This is a genomic window from Chroococcidiopsis sp. CCNUC1 (genome assembly GCF_023546805.1).
In the GTDB taxonomy this organism is placed as follows: Bacteria; Cyanobacteriota; Cyanobacteriia; order Cyanobacteriales; family Chroococcidiopsidaceae; genus Chroococcidiopsis; species Chroococcidiopsis thermalis.
Map to the genome: position 1 here is coordinate 2,493,155 of NZ_CP097480.1, position 15,705 is coordinate 2,508,859.

14 protein-coding genes and 1 pseudogene are annotated in these 15,705 nt (G+C 43.3%); 4 read left to right on the top strand and 11 right to left on the bottom strand.

Going from position 1 to position 15,705, the window contains the following annotated elements; all coding sequences use genetic code 11:
- Positions 1 to 595: 595 nt before the first annotated feature.
- Together M5J74_RS11630 and M5J74_RS11635 are read right to left on the bottom strand one after the other, a co-directional pair.
- A complete protein-coding gene (locus M5J74_RS11630; protein WP_015154262.1) occupies positions 596 to 832 on the bottom strand; it encodes a DUF4327 family protein in 237 nt (78 codons plus the stop codon).
- A gap of 9 nt (positions 833 to 841) precedes the next feature.
- On the bottom strand, positions 842 to 1,138 hold the full coding sequence (locus M5J74_RS11635; protein WP_015154263.1) for a hypothetical protein: 297 nt from the start codon (positions 1,136 to 1,138) through the stop codon (positions 842 to 844).
- A gap of 214 nt (positions 1,139 to 1,352) precedes the next feature.
- Between M5J74_RS11635 and M5J74_RS11640 the strand changes: the two genes are divergently transcribed.
- A complete protein-coding gene (locus M5J74_RS11640; RefSeq protein ID WP_106165942.1) occupies positions 1,353 to 1,691 on the top strand; it encodes a hypothetical protein in 339 nt (112 codons plus the stop codon).
- Between the two features lie 32 nt (positions 1,692 to 1,723).
- Here M5J74_RS11640 and M5J74_RS11645 read toward each other — a convergent pair whose 3' ends face one another.
- The gene (locus M5J74_RS11645) at positions 1,724 to 2,404 is read right to left on the bottom strand and encodes a response regulator transcription factor (protein WP_041463027.1); all 681 of its coding nucleotides are present in this window, start codon (positions 2,402 to 2,404) and stop codon (positions 1,724 to 1,726) included.
- 8 nt (positions 2,405 to 2,412) lie between these two features.
- Positions 2,413 to 3,981 carry an ATP-binding protein gene (locus M5J74_RS11650; protein WP_250016727.1) on the bottom strand — a complete coding sequence of 523 codons (1,569 nt, stop codon included), beginning with the start codon at positions 3,979 to 3,981 and terminating at the stop codon, positions 2,413 to 2,415.
- A gap of 128 nt (positions 3,982 to 4,109) precedes the next feature.
- On the opposite strand from M5J74_RS11650, the gene M5J74_RS11655 reads away from it, so the two are divergent.
- Entirely contained in the window at positions 4,110 to 5,561 is a 1,452-nt protein-coding gene (locus tag M5J74_RS11655; protein WP_106217098.1) for a bifunctional orotidine-5'-phosphate decarboxylase/orotate phosphoribosyltransferase, read from the top strand.
- 39 nt (positions 5,562 to 5,600) lie between these two features.
- On the opposite strand, the gene M5J74_RS11660 is transcribed toward M5J74_RS11655, so the two are convergent.
- The 6 genes and pseudogenes from M5J74_RS11660 to metH form a co-directional block, all read right to left on the bottom strand.
- Positions 5,601 to 6,260 carry a histidine phosphatase family protein gene (locus tag M5J74_RS11660; protein WP_015154268.1) on the bottom strand — a complete coding sequence of 220 codons (660 nt, stop codon included), beginning with the start codon at positions 6,258 to 6,260 and terminating at the stop codon, positions 5,601 to 5,603.
- Positions 6,261 to 6,356: 96 nt separating this feature from the next.
- Entirely contained in the window at positions 6,357 to 7,121 is a 765-nt protein-coding gene (locus M5J74_RS11665) for a class I SAM-dependent methyltransferase (protein WP_106165946.1), read from the bottom strand.
- Positions 7,122 to 7,243: 122 nt separating this feature from the next.
- Positions 7,244 to 7,399: a hypothetical protein gene (locus M5J74_RS11670; protein ID WP_199755550.1), complete on the bottom strand. Its 156-nt coding sequence runs from the start codon at positions 7,397 to 7,399 to the stop codon at positions 7,244 to 7,246.
- Complete coding sequence (locus M5J74_RS11675; protein ID WP_250016728.1) at positions 7,354 to 7,581, bottom strand: hypothetical protein; 228 nt, start codon at positions 7,579 to 7,581, stop codon at positions 7,354 to 7,356. Before M5J74_RS11675 ends, M5J74_RS11670 begins: the two co-directional genes overlap by 46 nt.
- 6 nt (positions 7,582 to 7,587) lie before the next feature.
- Positions 7,588 to 8,900 (bottom strand): annotated as a pseudogene (locus M5J74_RS33400) (RNA-guided endonuclease InsQ/TnpB family protein).
- A 726-nt stretch (positions 8,901 to 9,626) separates the two neighbouring features.
- Positions 9,627 to 13,163: a methionine synthase gene (gene metH / locus M5J74_RS11685; protein ID WP_250016729.1), complete on the bottom strand. Its 3,537-nt coding sequence runs from the start codon at positions 13,161 to 13,163 to the stop codon at positions 9,627 to 9,629.
- Between the two features lie 34 nt (positions 13,164 to 13,197).
- Here metH and M5J74_RS11690 point away from each other — a divergent pair, with 34 nt between their 5' ends.
- Positions 13,198 to 13,350, top strand: coding sequence for a hypothetical protein (locus M5J74_RS11690; RefSeq protein WP_158631787.1), 153 nt, complete (start codon positions 13,198 to 13,200; stop codon positions 13,348 to 13,350).
- Between the two features lie 39 nt (positions 13,351 to 13,389).
- Positions 13,390 to 14,166 carry a class I SAM-dependent methyltransferase gene (locus tag M5J74_RS11695; RefSeq protein ID WP_250016730.1) on the top strand — a complete coding sequence of 259 codons (777 nt, stop codon included), beginning with the start codon at positions 13,390 to 13,392 and terminating at the stop codon, positions 14,164 to 14,166.
- Between the two features lie 73 nt (positions 14,167 to 14,239).
- Here M5J74_RS11695 and M5J74_RS11700 read toward each other — a convergent pair whose 3' ends face one another.
- Positions 14,240 to 15,460 (bottom strand): hypothetical protein, encoded by a 1,221-nt coding sequence (locus tag M5J74_RS11700; protein WP_250016731.1) that lies wholly within the window; start codon positions 15,458 to 15,460, stop codon positions 14,240 to 14,242.
- Between the last annotated feature and the right edge of the window lie 245 nt (positions 15,461 to 15,705).

The following is a 15,705-nucleotide window of genomic DNA, read 5'->3' on the forward strand; positions in this document are numbered from 1 at the left end:
GACACGCAGAATTAGAAAGCGCGATCGCTAACTTTTCTCCCTCGAAATTGTGTTGAATTAATAGAGAAAACTTATTTGCTTTCCTAATTCAAAAATAGCAAATTATCTTTGTATTGCAAGCGTTTTAGCAGGATCGATTGCTAATGCAGCCTATTGTGATTTCATATATATAATCTAGCTATCTAAAACATCAGCACACAGTATCTCAAGAAAGAAGTTTTTCACTACCTAAGCTTGTTTTATTCTTCCCTAAGCTAGAGTGCATGAGCCTGACTTTTCTACTTAATAATTGTTGGCAATATATAGCAAGGCGCACATACGTACGCCTCTACAAATCTGTTTGCCTTATCTAGCTGAGAATAGATATATAGCAGTTTTCAAGCAGATGAACTACACAGATCTGTAGGGGCGCACAGCTGTGCGCCCCTACAGATGTAATGCATTAGAGTGGAAATCGCTGTATATAAATAATCTAATGTAAATAGATAAAATCTTCCGCTCGGCGTTCGGAACTAGGGAATATAGATCGAGAGTAATTTTCTCTCTTTACCCTGCGATCGCCTTCCTAGTCCTACCCTAGTCCTTTGCCATTCGTTTAATCATTTTCCCAGCGTTCGCAATCGAGCAGATCGGCAATGCGATCGCGCAAGTTGTACTCGTGTTTTTCCAATTCTCGCTCAAAAGCCGTCCAATCTCTAGCTGGGATGTATTCACAGAGGACGTACATTGGTTGCCTACGGCTAATAATTCCTTTCTGTACTAGATGTAAGACTTCGTGTTTGATAACGTCTAAAGAATATTCAACTGGTGAAAGTAGTGCATTTACAGACATGATTTTCGCTCAGAAACTACTAGCAATTCTCGGCATCACTGAATCTAAATTTGGTAAGCCCATACCCCAGACTGCGGCTGGATGACCGACACAGCGTTGACCCATTGCCCACAAGTAAGCATTTGGGTGATTTTCCTGTATCCATCGCACAATGTATTTAAGCTGCTTGTCTGTTAACTGTTCGGGTACTTCTGGCAAACATTCAGTAATGACGGCAATCTGGCGTAAAGTAGCACCCGCCTGAAACCGATCGCCTGCAAAACACCATTGCTTGATGAGTTGATAAACCTGTTCTGTTGTATCCACAGCTACTGTCCGAAACCCCTAATTCTGTTAAGCATTAATACAGTATTGCTAGATACAGTTTGGGAAAAACTACCCAGTGGATACTTGTAGGCTGCATTCTTCACTAAAAAAAAATATCCACCTGGATATCCACTTGATGGAGGCGTAAATAAAGTTATCCAGTTTAGGGTGATTAAGTTAACAAACTTTCTATTAAATAAAAAAATACTTGTTCGTGACTGAATTTCTGCATCAATTGTGCGATAACAAGCAGCCTTGCCGGGTCATGATTCTCGGTAGACTTGTTGCAACAGTACAACGTGTGAGCCGCTACTGTCTCGAACAAATGGTAGAAGTCTTACCTTACTATGGGGTTCCTACTGGTGAGGAGATAACTCTGTTCGATCCAGACATCCTCATAATATGTCTGCCCGCCCCAGAACAACTCTATCTTCAGACAGACAAGCCTTTTATTTTGTGGTCTGAACTGGAGGCAAATTTCAAGCTGCCGATTGCGTCTAATCCGGCAGAGTTAGCAAAGATGTTGCGGCAAACACTACAAGATTTCAATTGAAAATGTCATGCGTGTAATTTAATTCACGTCATTTAAATTAGTCCTTCGCGCACGGCTAAAGCTGCTGCCTGAACGCGATCGTCAACGCTCAGTTTATTGAGAATCATCCGCACGTAAGACTTGACCGTTCCCAGGGAAAGAAATAGTTGTTGGGCAATCTCTTGGTTCGAGCATCCTTCAGCAATTAGTTTGAGAACTTCTCGTTCGCGGCTGCTGAGAACTGGAATAGGTGAGATGGTGGAATACTGTTCTTTGACGGGAATTACCGGATTAGGCTTGAGCATCCGTGCCACTTTGCGGGCTATTTGCGGGTCGAGATAAGCGCCACCAGTTTGAATTAACTGGATTACAGCTAGCAGTTGTTCCCATTCAATTGTTTTGAGACAATAGCCATCAGCCCCTGCGGCTAACATGCCCATTACTTGAGTATCATTATCAAAAGCACTTAAGGCGAGTATTCGCGTCGTGGGGCGATCGCTTTTGATTTGTTGAGTTGCCGCGATCCCATCCATCACGGGCAGATCGATATCCATTAATACGACATCTGGTTCTAATTCGGCAGCTAATTGAACTGCCACCCTGCCATCAGCAGCTTCTCCCACGACACAAAAATCGGGTTCGAGGGCAAACTGTCCTTTCATCCCTCGACGCATCAAAGCATGATCTTCGACTAATAAAATTCGTACCACACCCTCTACCTGAGACCTGCTCATTACTAGTTTCATACTCCCCCGACTCCCGACTTCTGTACGGGCGGGTTTGGAAACCCGCCCGTACCGACTCCCGCTTCCCCATCAAATGTCAAAGAAACTGGCAGGGTAAACCAAAAGGTACTGCCTTCACCTAGCTGACTATCCACTTCGATCGTACCTCTGTGAGCAACGACGATCTGACGGCAGAGATATAAACCCAATCCTGCACCACCCCGCCTACCTCTCCCTTGAATGAAGCGGTGGAAGAGTTTGTCCTTTTCGTGGGGTGGGACTCCCGGACCTCGATCGCGAACCGAGACTTTGATGCGATCGCCTCCTAACAAACTGACTTTGATTGTAATCTCTTGATCTGGTGGGCTAACCCGTGCGGCATTATCTAATAAGTTTTGCACCACTCGTTGAATTTCTAACTGGTCGCCGTAGACTGTAGGGAGTGAGGCAGCGATGTAAATAGTGGGAGTAAGCTGGCGAGCGTGAATTTGACAAATCAGCTCCACAGCCTGAGAGCAAATCTTTGCCCAATCTAAGGGTTCCCAGTTTAAGTGCTGTCCGCCACCAGCTTCATAACGAGATACATCCAGCAAATTATCTACCAACTTCAGCAATTGCTCGTTCGATTGGCGATACTCTTCTAGAATTTCTCTCCAAGTCTCGTCAACAGAACCAAAAGCCCCATTCAACATCGGGCGCAATGTATTGCGAGTGGCGAGTAAAGGCGTGCGCAAGTCATGAGACAGTGCAGAGATTAAATCTTCTAGCTGTTGGTTACGCATTTGACTGTATTCTTGACGCTGACGAATTTCTGCTGCCATCTCATCGAGTACGCTAGCCAACCGTCCGATCTCATCTGATGTAGTATAACCGAGCCGAATTTCCAGCTTACCAGCCCGCCAAGCTTGGCTGACTTGAGTTAAATGGCGTAGGGGAATTTCTACCCGCTTGCGTAACAACCATAAATTCCAGCTAACTCCAACACTAGCTATGAAGACGTTGAAGACTTCCAGCGCAGTCTTGATCTGGTTAATTTGCTGCAATTGCTGCTGGCGCTGAGACAGGATTTTTTCTTCATGCTGCAACATAGTTTTGACAACATCGCGCATGGGATCGAATAAAATCTTTCCAGGTAGATAAGTCTTACTCGCAGTACCAGCTATGACACTTTGCACAAAACTATCCTGCCAAATTGTATGAATTGATTCAATGACTTGGAGCTGCTCTAGTTGGCTTTGATCTCCTTTTGTCAATTTTTCTAAAGATTTAAAACTACTATGAAAAGCATTATTAGCGCGATCGTAATTATCAAGTAATTCTTTATCTTTAGTAATTAAATAGCCTCGAATCGAAGTCTGTTGATCTAAAGCATGACTCAACATCTGTTCCGTTTTCTGTTCTACCAGTAAAGAATGAGTCACCCAACCAAAGGCTTGCTGATGGAGATTTTCTAATAGTAGATTCAGAGAACCTTGTACGATAAGGAATAGAATCAGTAGCAAACAACTAAGATACAAAGGGGCAAATAATCTATTTTTCAGCGAAAATTGCCTCAACCGCGATCGCCATTTTTTGAAAACTGACATGAGAGACATTGAGAGACAAGGAAGACAAGGGAGACAAGGGAGACAAGGGAGCGGAGCAAGTACAAGTCACAAGTCACAAGCGTTTCACGCACCACGCACCACTCTTTACTGATAACTGATAACTGTCTATGACATTTTTCGATAAATTAAACGCTGCGATCGCCCGCAATCAGAGTTTGCTGTTTCTCGGACTCGATCCAAATCCTGAAATGATGCCAAGCCAAAATTCAAATCGGTCTGAGAAGAGTATTATCGATGATTTAGGGGACTGGTTGCAATTTGTCATCGCTCAAACGACAGATTTAATTTGCGCTTATAAGCCGACTTTAGGCTTTTATCAGGCTTTAGGTGTCCCAGGCATAGAGTTGCTAGAACGGACGCTCAAAGCTATACCTGAAAACATACCAATCATTTTGGATGCCAAACACAGCGACCTCAACACTAGTACAATTTTTGCCCAAACAGTATTCGAGCGCTGGCGAGTCGATGCTGTCACCCTCAGTCCTTATCCTGGGCAAGATTGCGTCGCGCCATTTTTGGTTTATCCCGGCAAGGGAATATTTATATTGTGCTGTACTTCTAATCCTGGGGCGATCGCATTACAGCAATATCCTTCGCCTGAATCTCCCTTTTACTTACAAATAGTGAAAGAAGCGAAAATCTGGGGGACTCCCGAACAAGTCTGTTTAGAAGTTGGAACCACTTCCCCTGACGTGCTAGCCAAAATTCGGGCAATTACTCCCGAAAGAACGATTATGGCTCGGAGTATTTGGGCGCAAGCAAGTAATCTACCTCAATTATTAGCCGCAGGTTTAAATTCCAACGGTAGCGGATTACTCGTTCCCGTACCTCAAGATTTTTTGAGTCAAAAGAATCCAGCGACTCAGATTCAAGCTTTGCGACAAGAAGTAGAGCAAGCTAGAACCGCAGCTGTTAAAAGTGCTTCTCAGTGTGACGTGTGGTTTCCCAATGTTTGTTTGTTGCAACAACACCCCCACACCCAATTAATTTTGCAACTCTACGATCTTGGCTGCATTATCTTTGGTAACTACGTACAGGCATCGGGGGCAGAATTTCCTTACTATATCGATCTACGCACGATTATTTCTAATCCCCAAGTTTTCGAGCAAGTTCTCAACGCTTATGCAGAAATCCTACAAAATCTAAACTTCGATCGCATTGCTGGAATTCCCTACGGTTCCTTACCCACTGCTACAGGCTTGGCATTGCGAATGAATTACCCGATGATTTTTCCCCGCAAGGAAGTTAAAGCCCACGGAACGAGGAGAGTTATTGAAGGACATTTTCAGCCAGGGGAGACAGTTGTAGTCGTTGATGACATTCTGATTAGCGGTAAAAGTGCAATAGAAGGAGCGGGAAAGTTAAAATCGGCGGGTTTAAATGTAGAAGATATTGTTGTATTTATCGACCATGAAGAAGGGGTAAGAGATAGGCTCAAAGATAATGGCTATCGCGCCCATGCCGTGCTAAAAATTTCTGAAATTACCCAAACTTTATATGAAGCAGGCAAAATTGATGAGGCACAGTATCAGACTTTAACAGGGAGCAGTGACCAGTGACCAGTTACCAGTGACCAGTTACCAGTGACCAGTTACCAATTACCCATTACCATCGCGCTGAATTTGTCCGACAACTTTTAGTTCGCCTTGCTGATTGGCTCGCATGACAACGGCTCCACCCGACTGCAAACCTATACTACTGAGTTCGCTGATATTGGCGAAATGCGACACCATTATTATGACTCCTGGGGTGTTTCGATGGTTGAGTATCTGTTGGCGAACCTGCTGCGTTTGTTGAGTTGCAGTGGTACGGTCTTCAAAGATGGAATTGAGCATTGGAGAAGGTTGGACAGCACCCAAGTCGAGTAACTTGGCAGTTTCCAGACAGCGGCAATACTGGCTGGAAAGGACTTGAGTAATAGGAATGTTGCGATCGCGAAATACTCTGCCAATCCGTACCGCTTGGTCTCTACCTGCGGCGGATAAATTGCGCTGAGTCGAGCAATCATCCAGTCGAAACCCTGGTGGGTCGCCAGTTCCGGGAACTGTTTGAGCATGGCGTAACAATACTGCATAGCCCGTTCCTTGTCGCATTTGCGTCCAAATATCTTGCTCGGTTGCCTGAGCAGTATTGAGGGTTGCAGAATTTTCTGATGAACTGGTAGAGCGATCGGGCGATGCCAAAGTAAAAGGTATTGAGCTGTTGCTACTAGAAAGAGGAAAACAGCTAGCCGCGAGTGGGAGAAGGGCAATAGCCATACCCAGCCGAAAAAATTTACAGATAGATTTCATATGAAATGATAGGAAAAATTGCGATCGCCGACATTTCGATCGTCAATTCGGGCGCGATCGCGGTTAGATTTTCTGTAATTTGAATGCTACTGAATATGGGCGGTTTTGAGCATTTTTTATCTCTTTTTCAGTTTCAGCTAAATGAAATTGCTGCTCGGTGATTCTTGGCTCTTCAAAGTCAGTTATTTCAAATCCTGCATTCCTGAATGCTTTCCAGTAATCGGAAAGCGGTCTGTGAAACCAAATAAATTCTGACGTAAAATGCTTCCAGGGTGGATCGACGCATTTTTGCGGCTCGAAATAAGCAAAGCTCCAACGATAAAGCGATTCTCCATCTTCAATAACAATTGCTCTACTTTGAGGAAAACATGGATGGGAAAATACCACAACTGCGATGCCATTGACTTTTAATACTCGATTGAAGGCTCTCATCGTGTTTTCAAGATCTGGCACATCCATGAGAACGTAGTTGGAAACGATCGCGTTAAAAAAATTATCTTCAAGACTGTCCATCGTCTCGCAGTTATCTACATGAAAGTTGATATTTTGACCGTTTTGATTAGCTTTTTCGCGAGCTATTTCAATCATCCTCTCGGATAGATCGATCGCCGTTACTATAGCTCCTTGACTTGCCAATTTCCTACTAAGATAGCCTGTTCCGCATCCAGCATCCAGAATCCGAAGCTCTCGAACATCTCCGACAAAATTCCATAAAACCGGATCGGAGTTCAAACGACGGTTGCTATCTCCGTCATCTCCTACTTGTATGTCCCAATCATCAGCAACTGAATTCCAAAATTCACGGACTTCTTCAATGCGATCGCTCATAATATTAAAAAGGCAAACTACACAATTTTAAATTTTAGCTGTTGCCACTAGGAGCGCGATCGCGCTCCTGTTGACTGTCAATTACCAACTACCAACTACCAATTACCATCCCTATAACTGTCTCATCCAATGGGACGGGGATTTGGTAGGCGTACCAATCCAGCAAACTGCTTACCTGGATACCAAGATGTTTGGGTTAGTTTGTCAAAACCAGGAATGCTCTCCATGTGCTTTACCATGCGATCGCGCATTGCTCGATCGGGTAGTTCTCCTCGCATTGCTTTGCTGCTGCTGGTAGAATTCTCTCTTCGGCTGCACGTTGAGCGATCGAGTAACGGACTTGCACGAAGTCCAAATCGCCATTCTCGATCCATCGTTCCATCGGGGCAAAATACACTGGTTCGGGATGGTTGACTTCTCCCCTGGCTGAAGCCGAGGGGATTCTAAACTGCTGCTTCATGGCGGTCTAAAGACGCGCCACTTCGCGTTTCAATTTAGCTGACCAGAGACGAATTCTCTGGGGACGAGTCAAAGCGCCCCTACACAGTCGGCTTAGGTCTAAACCAAGCGTTCTGCTTACTTTACGAATAATATTTGCTGCCGCTTGAGCATCGCAATTAACGTACCAATTATTAGCTGTTCGGTACAATCCGCGCTTAACTCGCTTTCCTGACGCTCTCCAGTTTGTGGGTTTTTCACCATGTTTGGGGAGAGTATCGTTATCCAAAAATGACGCGGCAGAGGTATTCGCTTCCTCTATTTCAACAAACCTTATGCCGTACTGTTGGCAGAATTGGCTAATTCTTTCTTTGAGTCTTGCGGTTGGAATTTGCACAAAAGATTGATTGTTTTTACCCAATTTTATCTCTTGCCGTTGTCCTTGGTTCCAGCCAAATACTATCGTACCGATACGATGTTCAATGCAGTGGTTGACGACTAATCTTGCTGCCTTGTTTATCGTATCTCTCATCTGTCGATTGCGCTTTTCAGTGATAGCCGCCAACCGATTAGACCAAAAGCCTTGTGGCTTGTTTTCTTTGAGCGTGGAAACTTGCTTGTTGTACCAGCGATTGAGTGATTTGATGTGCCTACCGTCAACAATAAAGCTAGTACCAACACTGGAAGTACAAGTCAGCCAATTCGAGATTCCTGGGTCAATACCTAATGCATTGTTCGGGTCTACATCCACTTCGATAACATTAGTTTTGTAGACAAACTCGACGTAGAAACACCGATTTCTTGGCAGTATCCGTAGTTCCTTAATGTCTGCAAACTTGAGAGAGTGGCGGGAGGAATGTTTCCCCCGCCATCTCTCATTAGATTTGACGGCATCGGAACAAAGAAGCAGTCAAGACCAAACCAACACTTAACTTATTTTCCAAGCGGAATACGTATTTGGTTATTGATTAGCTTTAATGCCTGCTTGGGATAAGAGACAAGCGCGAAACCTCCCGATTTGCGATATTTCGCTGGTCTAGGCTTATCCGCAATTTCTCCTCGATTAAACGCAGATTTCAACTTCTTAAATGACTCGAATGATTCGGAGACAGATCTTAACACTTGTTGGGCTGCTTGTGAGTGCAACGCCTTGAAATGTTTATTGGTTTTGTATTCTGATTCCAAGTCGAACTTGCCAACAATTGTTTTAGCTTTGAAGTACATCTGTCGAGCAAAATATATACCGCAGTTAGTCAAAGAATTTGCGGTTTTGCAAATGAATTCCAGAATTGCTTCTAACTCGCTATCTGGGTGCAGTAAAACTTGTTGACATCCGTACAATTAGCATCACCTTCTAGTTAATTAATATACAACAAAGTGATGATTCCAAATATTAAGATATAAACAAGAGAGATGGTTAGTTAAAACTAAGCTTCGCTTTTCATCCCAGCTCTGAAGAGACTGGGCTTTCAAGCGTTCCGATGTTTTAGGTAATTAGAGCAATAGCATTGTGTCAGGGCTATCCGCGTAATCCTGCAACGATTCCACTATCAACCAGTAATGTACGCACCTAAGAAAATTCCTACCAACTAGCGTTGCAGTAGGAACGGCTGGTAGGAGCGACATGAAAGACCTTTTGTCTGAATTCCATGTTTATGTACGCTGGCGTACTTTTCCTCAACCAATAGGCAGAATTCTTTGTTACAAGCATTAGCAGTAATGAACGAATACCGAACGAACTGAAGTACCTGAAAAACTACTTCTCAGACAACCTCTAAACTGTCATAACACTAAAACCTAACGTGTTAATAGACGTAAGGATCGGAATGAAAGGTATTACTGGAAGGCAATTGATATGACCTACGCGACAATTACAACAGCCATAGAAGTTCTCAATAGCGATGAAAATTTTTCAGTCTGGTTTAACAACAGCAGCAATGTATTAACATTGCCTTGGCTTAATGCTTAAACGTATCGATCTAGTGGGTATAACTCAAGATACAACGGCTGTCCTCTGGGAGGAAATAGGGGACGGGAAACAGGCAACAGTTCCCCGTTCCCTCAAATTTAAGCGCTAAAGTATTTTGCGACTGGGTGATAGGTCACAATGGCAGTGGTAGATTGTTCGGGATAAAGCTGTTCGCTTTCATCCATATACAAATCGATCCTCTTCGTCTCTAACAAATCCAGTTGCTTGTACTGATCCTGAATATTCGGACAGGCGGGATAACCAAAGCTGTAGCGCGAACCGCGATAGCGTTGCGCCAGCATATCCCGAATGTTATCTGGTTCTTCAGTCCCAAACCCCAATTCGCGCCTGATTCTGGCGTGCGTCCACTCTGCTAAAGCTTCTGCTAATTGCACGGCTAACCCGTGGAAGTAGAGGTAGTCTGTATACTGATTGGCTGCAAATAGCTTTTGAGCGTATTCTGTAGCAATGTGTCCTACCGTCACCGCCTGCATGGGGAAAACATCGATAATTCCCGACTCCTTTGGCGCGAAGAAATCAGCAATACACAGACGGCGTAAGGATTTTTGTCTGGGAAATTCAAACGATGTTACTTGTGCGGCGTGGTTTTCTGGATTGTAGACATACAATGTATTTCCTTCTGACTGACAGGGGAAATACCCATAAATCACTTGTGGGTGCAAGAGATTTTCGGCAACAATCTTTTGCTTCCAATCTTCTAGAATTGGATAGACTTTCTCATTTAAGAAAGCTTGATATTCTTCCTTAGATTGTTCCTTCGGCTTGCGGAATTGCCATTGTCCGGCAATTAAAGCCTGTAAATCTAAATGCCAGAAAATCTCATCCCAAGGAATATCTTGTGGTTGCAATAGCTTTGTTCCCCAGAAAGGCGGTGTAGGACGTTCTACATCTACTGCTACCGCTTCGGATCTCTTGGTGTCAATTTCTGTCGGTAGGGGCGCACTGCTGTGCGCCCGTACAGATGAATCTACAGTAGGTTCTTTGTGTCCGTTCCCATTGACTTCTGTGTCGGCTAATTCACCCAAAAAGCCTTGCAAGTCATCCCATTGACTTGTAGCCTTCGCTGGCATTAATTTATCCATGAAGTGCAAGTCGGAAAACGCATCTTTGCCGTAAACGACTTTGCCTTTGTAAGTATTTTGGCAATCTTCATAAACAAACTTAGGTGTGAGTGCCGCACCACCTAAAATTACCGGAACGGTAATTCCTTTTTCGTTGAATGTCGCCAAATTCTCTTTCATGAAAGCGGTGGATTTTACCAACAAGCCACTCATGGCAATACAATCAGCTTTGTGCTGTTCGTAGGCATTGATGATATTTTCTACAGGCTGCTTGATTCCCAGGTTAATCACCTTGTAGCCGTTGTTTGACAGGATGATATCTACCAAATTCTTACCGATGTCGTGGACATCACCCTTCACAGTGGCAATGATAAAGGTTCCTTTGGCGCTGTTACCACCTTCCGACTTTTCCATGTGGGGTTCGAGATAAGCTACGGCTGCTTTCATCGTCTCCGCCGACTGTAACACGAAGGGGAGTTGCATTTGTCCCGAACCAAACAGTTCGCCGACAACTTTCATGCCATCAAGTAGATAGACATTGATAATATCCAAAGGTGGATATTGCTTCATGGCTTGGGCTAAAGCTTGTTCTAAACCAATCCGTTCGCCGTCGATGATGTGGCGTTTGAGGCGTTCTTCAATCGGAAGATTTTCATCTACACCTTTATCGCGTTTTGTTGTCACCCCTTCAAATAGCGTCGTCAACTCAGTTAAAGGATCGTAAACGCAAACATCACCTTCAAACTTGCGATCGTCGTAAATCAGCTGACGGCAAACTTCTTGATGTTTCTCCTCAATCTTCGCTAATGGTAAGATTTTACTTGCACTGACGATCGCCCCATCCATTCCTACCTGCATTGCTTCGTGTAGAAACATGGAATTGAGTACGATCCGCGCTGCTGGGTTCAAACCAAAGGAAACGTTGGAAACACCCAGCATAATATGACAGCCTGGTAGTTCCTGGCGAATGCGACGCACCGCTTCAATTGTCGCCTTACCATTTTTTCTATCTTCTTCAATCCCCGTCGAAATTGGCAAACAGAGAGTATCGAAAAAGATTTCGCGGGCAGGAATGCCGTATTCTACTGCTTGTCTGTAGGCACGCTGGGCAATTTCAAACTTTTTATCTGCCGTCCGTGCCATTCCATCTTCGTCAATCGTACCAATGACGACACCAGCACCATACTTTTTCGCCAACTCCAAAACTTTGAGGAATCTTTCTTCCCCGTCTTCGTAGTTGGTAGAGTTGAGGATGCACTTACCTCCAGCTACCTTTAAACCCGCCTCCATCTTTTGCCATTCCGTGGAGTCCAGCATCAAAGGTAGAGTAACGTTATTCACCAAACGGGACACTAATTCGTGCATATCCCGTTCGCCATCTCGTCCCACGTAATCCACGTTAACATCGAGGACGTGCGCGCCTTCTTTAACCTGCGCCCTTGCCATCGATACCAATCCGTCCCAATCTTCAGCATTGAGTAAATCGCGGCACTTTTTAGAACCACTGGCGTTTAAGCGTTCCCCAACAATCAGGAAAGAGTTATCCTGTTCGTAGGGTTGAGTGCTATAAATTGATGCTGCTGCGGGTTCTAGTTGCGGATTTCTCACCCCTGGTTTTAATTCTTTAGCAATTTCAGCCAGTTGTTGAATGTGTGCTGGACGTGTCCCACAGCAACCCCCGATTACTTGGACACCCAAATCTTCCACAAAATGCATCAAATGCATCCGCAGTTCTGTCGGTGTAAGGCGATAATGTGCTTGTCCGCCGACGTTTTCCGGTAAACCCGCGTTAGGAATACAGGAAACGATAAAAGGTGAGTGTTCCGACAAATATTTAATGTGCGGCTTCATCAAGTCTGGTCCCGTGGCGCAGTTCAGACCGAGAATGTCAATTTTATAGGGTTCCAGAATTGTTAGCGCGGCATTAATTTCCGTTCCGACTAGCATCGTCCCCATCGATTCCATCGTTACGGAAACCATTAAAGGACGACGTTCGCCTTTTTTAGCAAACACTTCTTCGATCGCATTCAAGGCTGCTTTAATTTGCAGTACGTCTTGACACGTCTCGACAATGAATAGATCGACACCACCATCATACAAGGCTTCTGCTTGTTCGACGTAAGCCGTTTTCATCGTGTCGAAATCGATGTGTCCCAAAGTTGGCAGTTTAGTTCCAGGACCCATCGAACCCGCCACAAAGCGCGGTTTTTCTGGAGTAGAAAATTCTGCGGCTACCCGCTTGGCAAGTTCTGCTGCGGTTTTATTTAAATAATAGGCTTTATCCGCTAAGTCATACTCTGCTAAAACGATGGATGTCCCGCCAAAGGTATCGGTTTCCACTACGTCCGCACCAGCAGCGAAGAAGTCGCGATGAACTTTTGCCACTGCTTCTGGGTTGGTGTGAACGAGATATTCGTTACAGCCTTCGTACTGAGAACCGCCAAAATCCTCAGCCGTCAGGTTTTGCGATTGTAAATTCGTCCCCATTGCGCCGTCAAATACAATAACTGGGCGTTCTGGGCTATGCAGTCGAGATAGAAACAAACTATTCATGTGCCACGCTGTTTAGCAGAGTTAGGAATGATATTTGGACTACAGTTTAGATAATTTAAGATTTTCTTACCTGTTATCTATTTTGCCGACTTTCTGGAATTTTCCAAGCGATCGCAGAATTTTTATCTATGGAGTCGGTACGGGCGGGTTTGTCAACCCGCCCGTACAGGAGTCGGGAGTAGGGTAAGATGAGAGCTAAAATTTTTATCTCTTCATCCTTATTTCTATGTCTACATACGACACTATCGGTAAATCCTACGCTCAATTCCGATTGCCAGACCGTCGCATTGTCGATTGTTTGCTCAATGCACTTCAGTTGAAACCTGGCAGCACTATTGCCGATATTGGTGCGGGTACGGGAGGATATAGTCGGGCGATCGCAGAACGAGGATTTTTGGTCTATGCTGTCGAACCTTCTGAGGTAATGCGTTCTCAGGCTATACCTCATCCTCATGTGAAGTGGTTTGATGGATGTGCAGAGGCAATTCCTTTACCCGATAATTCAGTTGATGCAGCTATTTGTATTTTGTCTCTACATCATTTTACAGATTTAGAAGCTGCTTTGTTGGAAATACATCGAGTTGTCAGGACGGGGGCGATCGCTTTTTTTACTTATGACTCTCAAGCTAGAAAAGATTTTTGGTTGGATGATTATTTTCCGTTTCTTTGGGAATATGATGAAGACTCATTTTTCCCCCTAGAATATATTGTATCGTTTATTCAAACTCATCTTAAAAATACAGTAGATATTTACCCTTTTCCTTTACCACCAGATTTAACAGATTTGTTTCTTGCCGCAGGTTGGCAGCAACCCAAAATGTATTTAAATTCTGAAATTCGGGCGAGTATGTCAGCTTTTGCTTTAACCGATCCTCAGTTAGTAGAGACAGGCGTGAAGCAACTAGAGGCAGATTTAGCGAGTGGGGAATGGCAGATAAAATATGGCAAATATTTAGAATTTACAGAATTTGATGTCGGTTATCGAATTATAGTTGCTAAATGACAATTACAGAAAACAGATAGGAGGGTAGGCATTGTCCACCCTCCACTTAAATTCCCTCAATTGAATATGACTGTTATATACTTGAGTATGTTGGAAAATAGTTAAAAGTTACTGCTTTCTCTTTTACTGCATGACAAACATTTTCGGTGAGAGAGCTATTGTGATGGATTTCTTGTAACACCCCTTTACGAGTTTTACTACCAACCAACAGAAACCATAATTCTGTAAACTGCCATAAGTGCATAGAATTTGAATGGGCAGCAATATTACGTAATTTTCTTATTTGATCTATGGTAGAAGCAGCTGCATAACTTTGAGCTAACCAGAAGGATAAGGGATGTTTCCATTGTCGCAAGAATTGTTGCACTAACAGTCGGTCAGCTTGACTAATTTTATCGCTACGTTCAACGGTGTAGTATAAATTTGTCTTAGGCATCGTTTCTTGCTGCAAGCTAAATTTTGTAAAAGTTTGCCACTGCTGAGATAACAAGATTCGTAGATCTCCTAGCGTGTATTCTCCATCAACGATTAGATTAATGCTTCCTAGCAAAATAGGAGTCTTTTCAAAAAAACTAACAGAGGTGTTTTTAGTTAACAAGAACTGATAAAGTTGTTTGAAAAAAGGATTAACAATTTCTCTTTCTGCTACTAATCCCAAGGGATGTCCTGCATCGGAATAATCGGCAGAAGTGGTGAACTCTTCTGCCTTTATCATTTTGTAATATCTGTAGGCGTTGCGTAAATCTCTTTGGCTAGCTGGGTGCAAGCAATTCCACGCTAAAAGTCCTAGCTTGGACTTAACTTGTTTCTCGGCATTTTCTAAAGAAATAGTTTGTGGAAACTGACTTTGTGCGTCTTCAAGTTTTAAAATTTTCTTTTTTTGTTTTTCAACTAAAAACTCATGCTCTTTGAGTTGATTCTGCAAATGCAACAATTTATCTTCTTGTTCTAGCGATAAAATCTTGTTTCGCTGAAAAATCTCTAGTTCTTGCTTCAGAAGTTCGACCTGTTCGTTCTGCTTTTCAATCACAGCTTCTTGTTCCATCAGCATCCGAGATTTATCTGCTATCTCTAAAGCATTCATAGCAGCTTTGATTAAGTTATATAAATAAGGTTGAGAAACATTTACTCGTTTAGAATTTTCCCTTCTCTTACCTTGAAGACCGATTGTTTTACCCTTTTCTACTGCTAAAACTTCGCCGCGTTCGTTCCTGATTCTGAGTTCTTGAGATGATGCAGTGTTGACAATACAACATGTGTATCTGCATTTATTGTAGTAAAATTCTGCTGCCATCTTAATTTTTCTGGAAAAGTCGAAACATGATTTTAAGCAATTTTGTATGAAGAGGCGATCGCCCTCATATAGTTCTTAGTTCATCTAATAGAGAATATATGCTAAGTTGCTTACTAATAGTTAATATTCTTGTATGCTTTTTATCAAAAAATATTATGAATTTATGAAGAAAGAATAAAAAAACAAGTAAATCTTGAGCTATAAAAGTACAGCTATCTGAATTTGTAATTAATGACACCTATTGC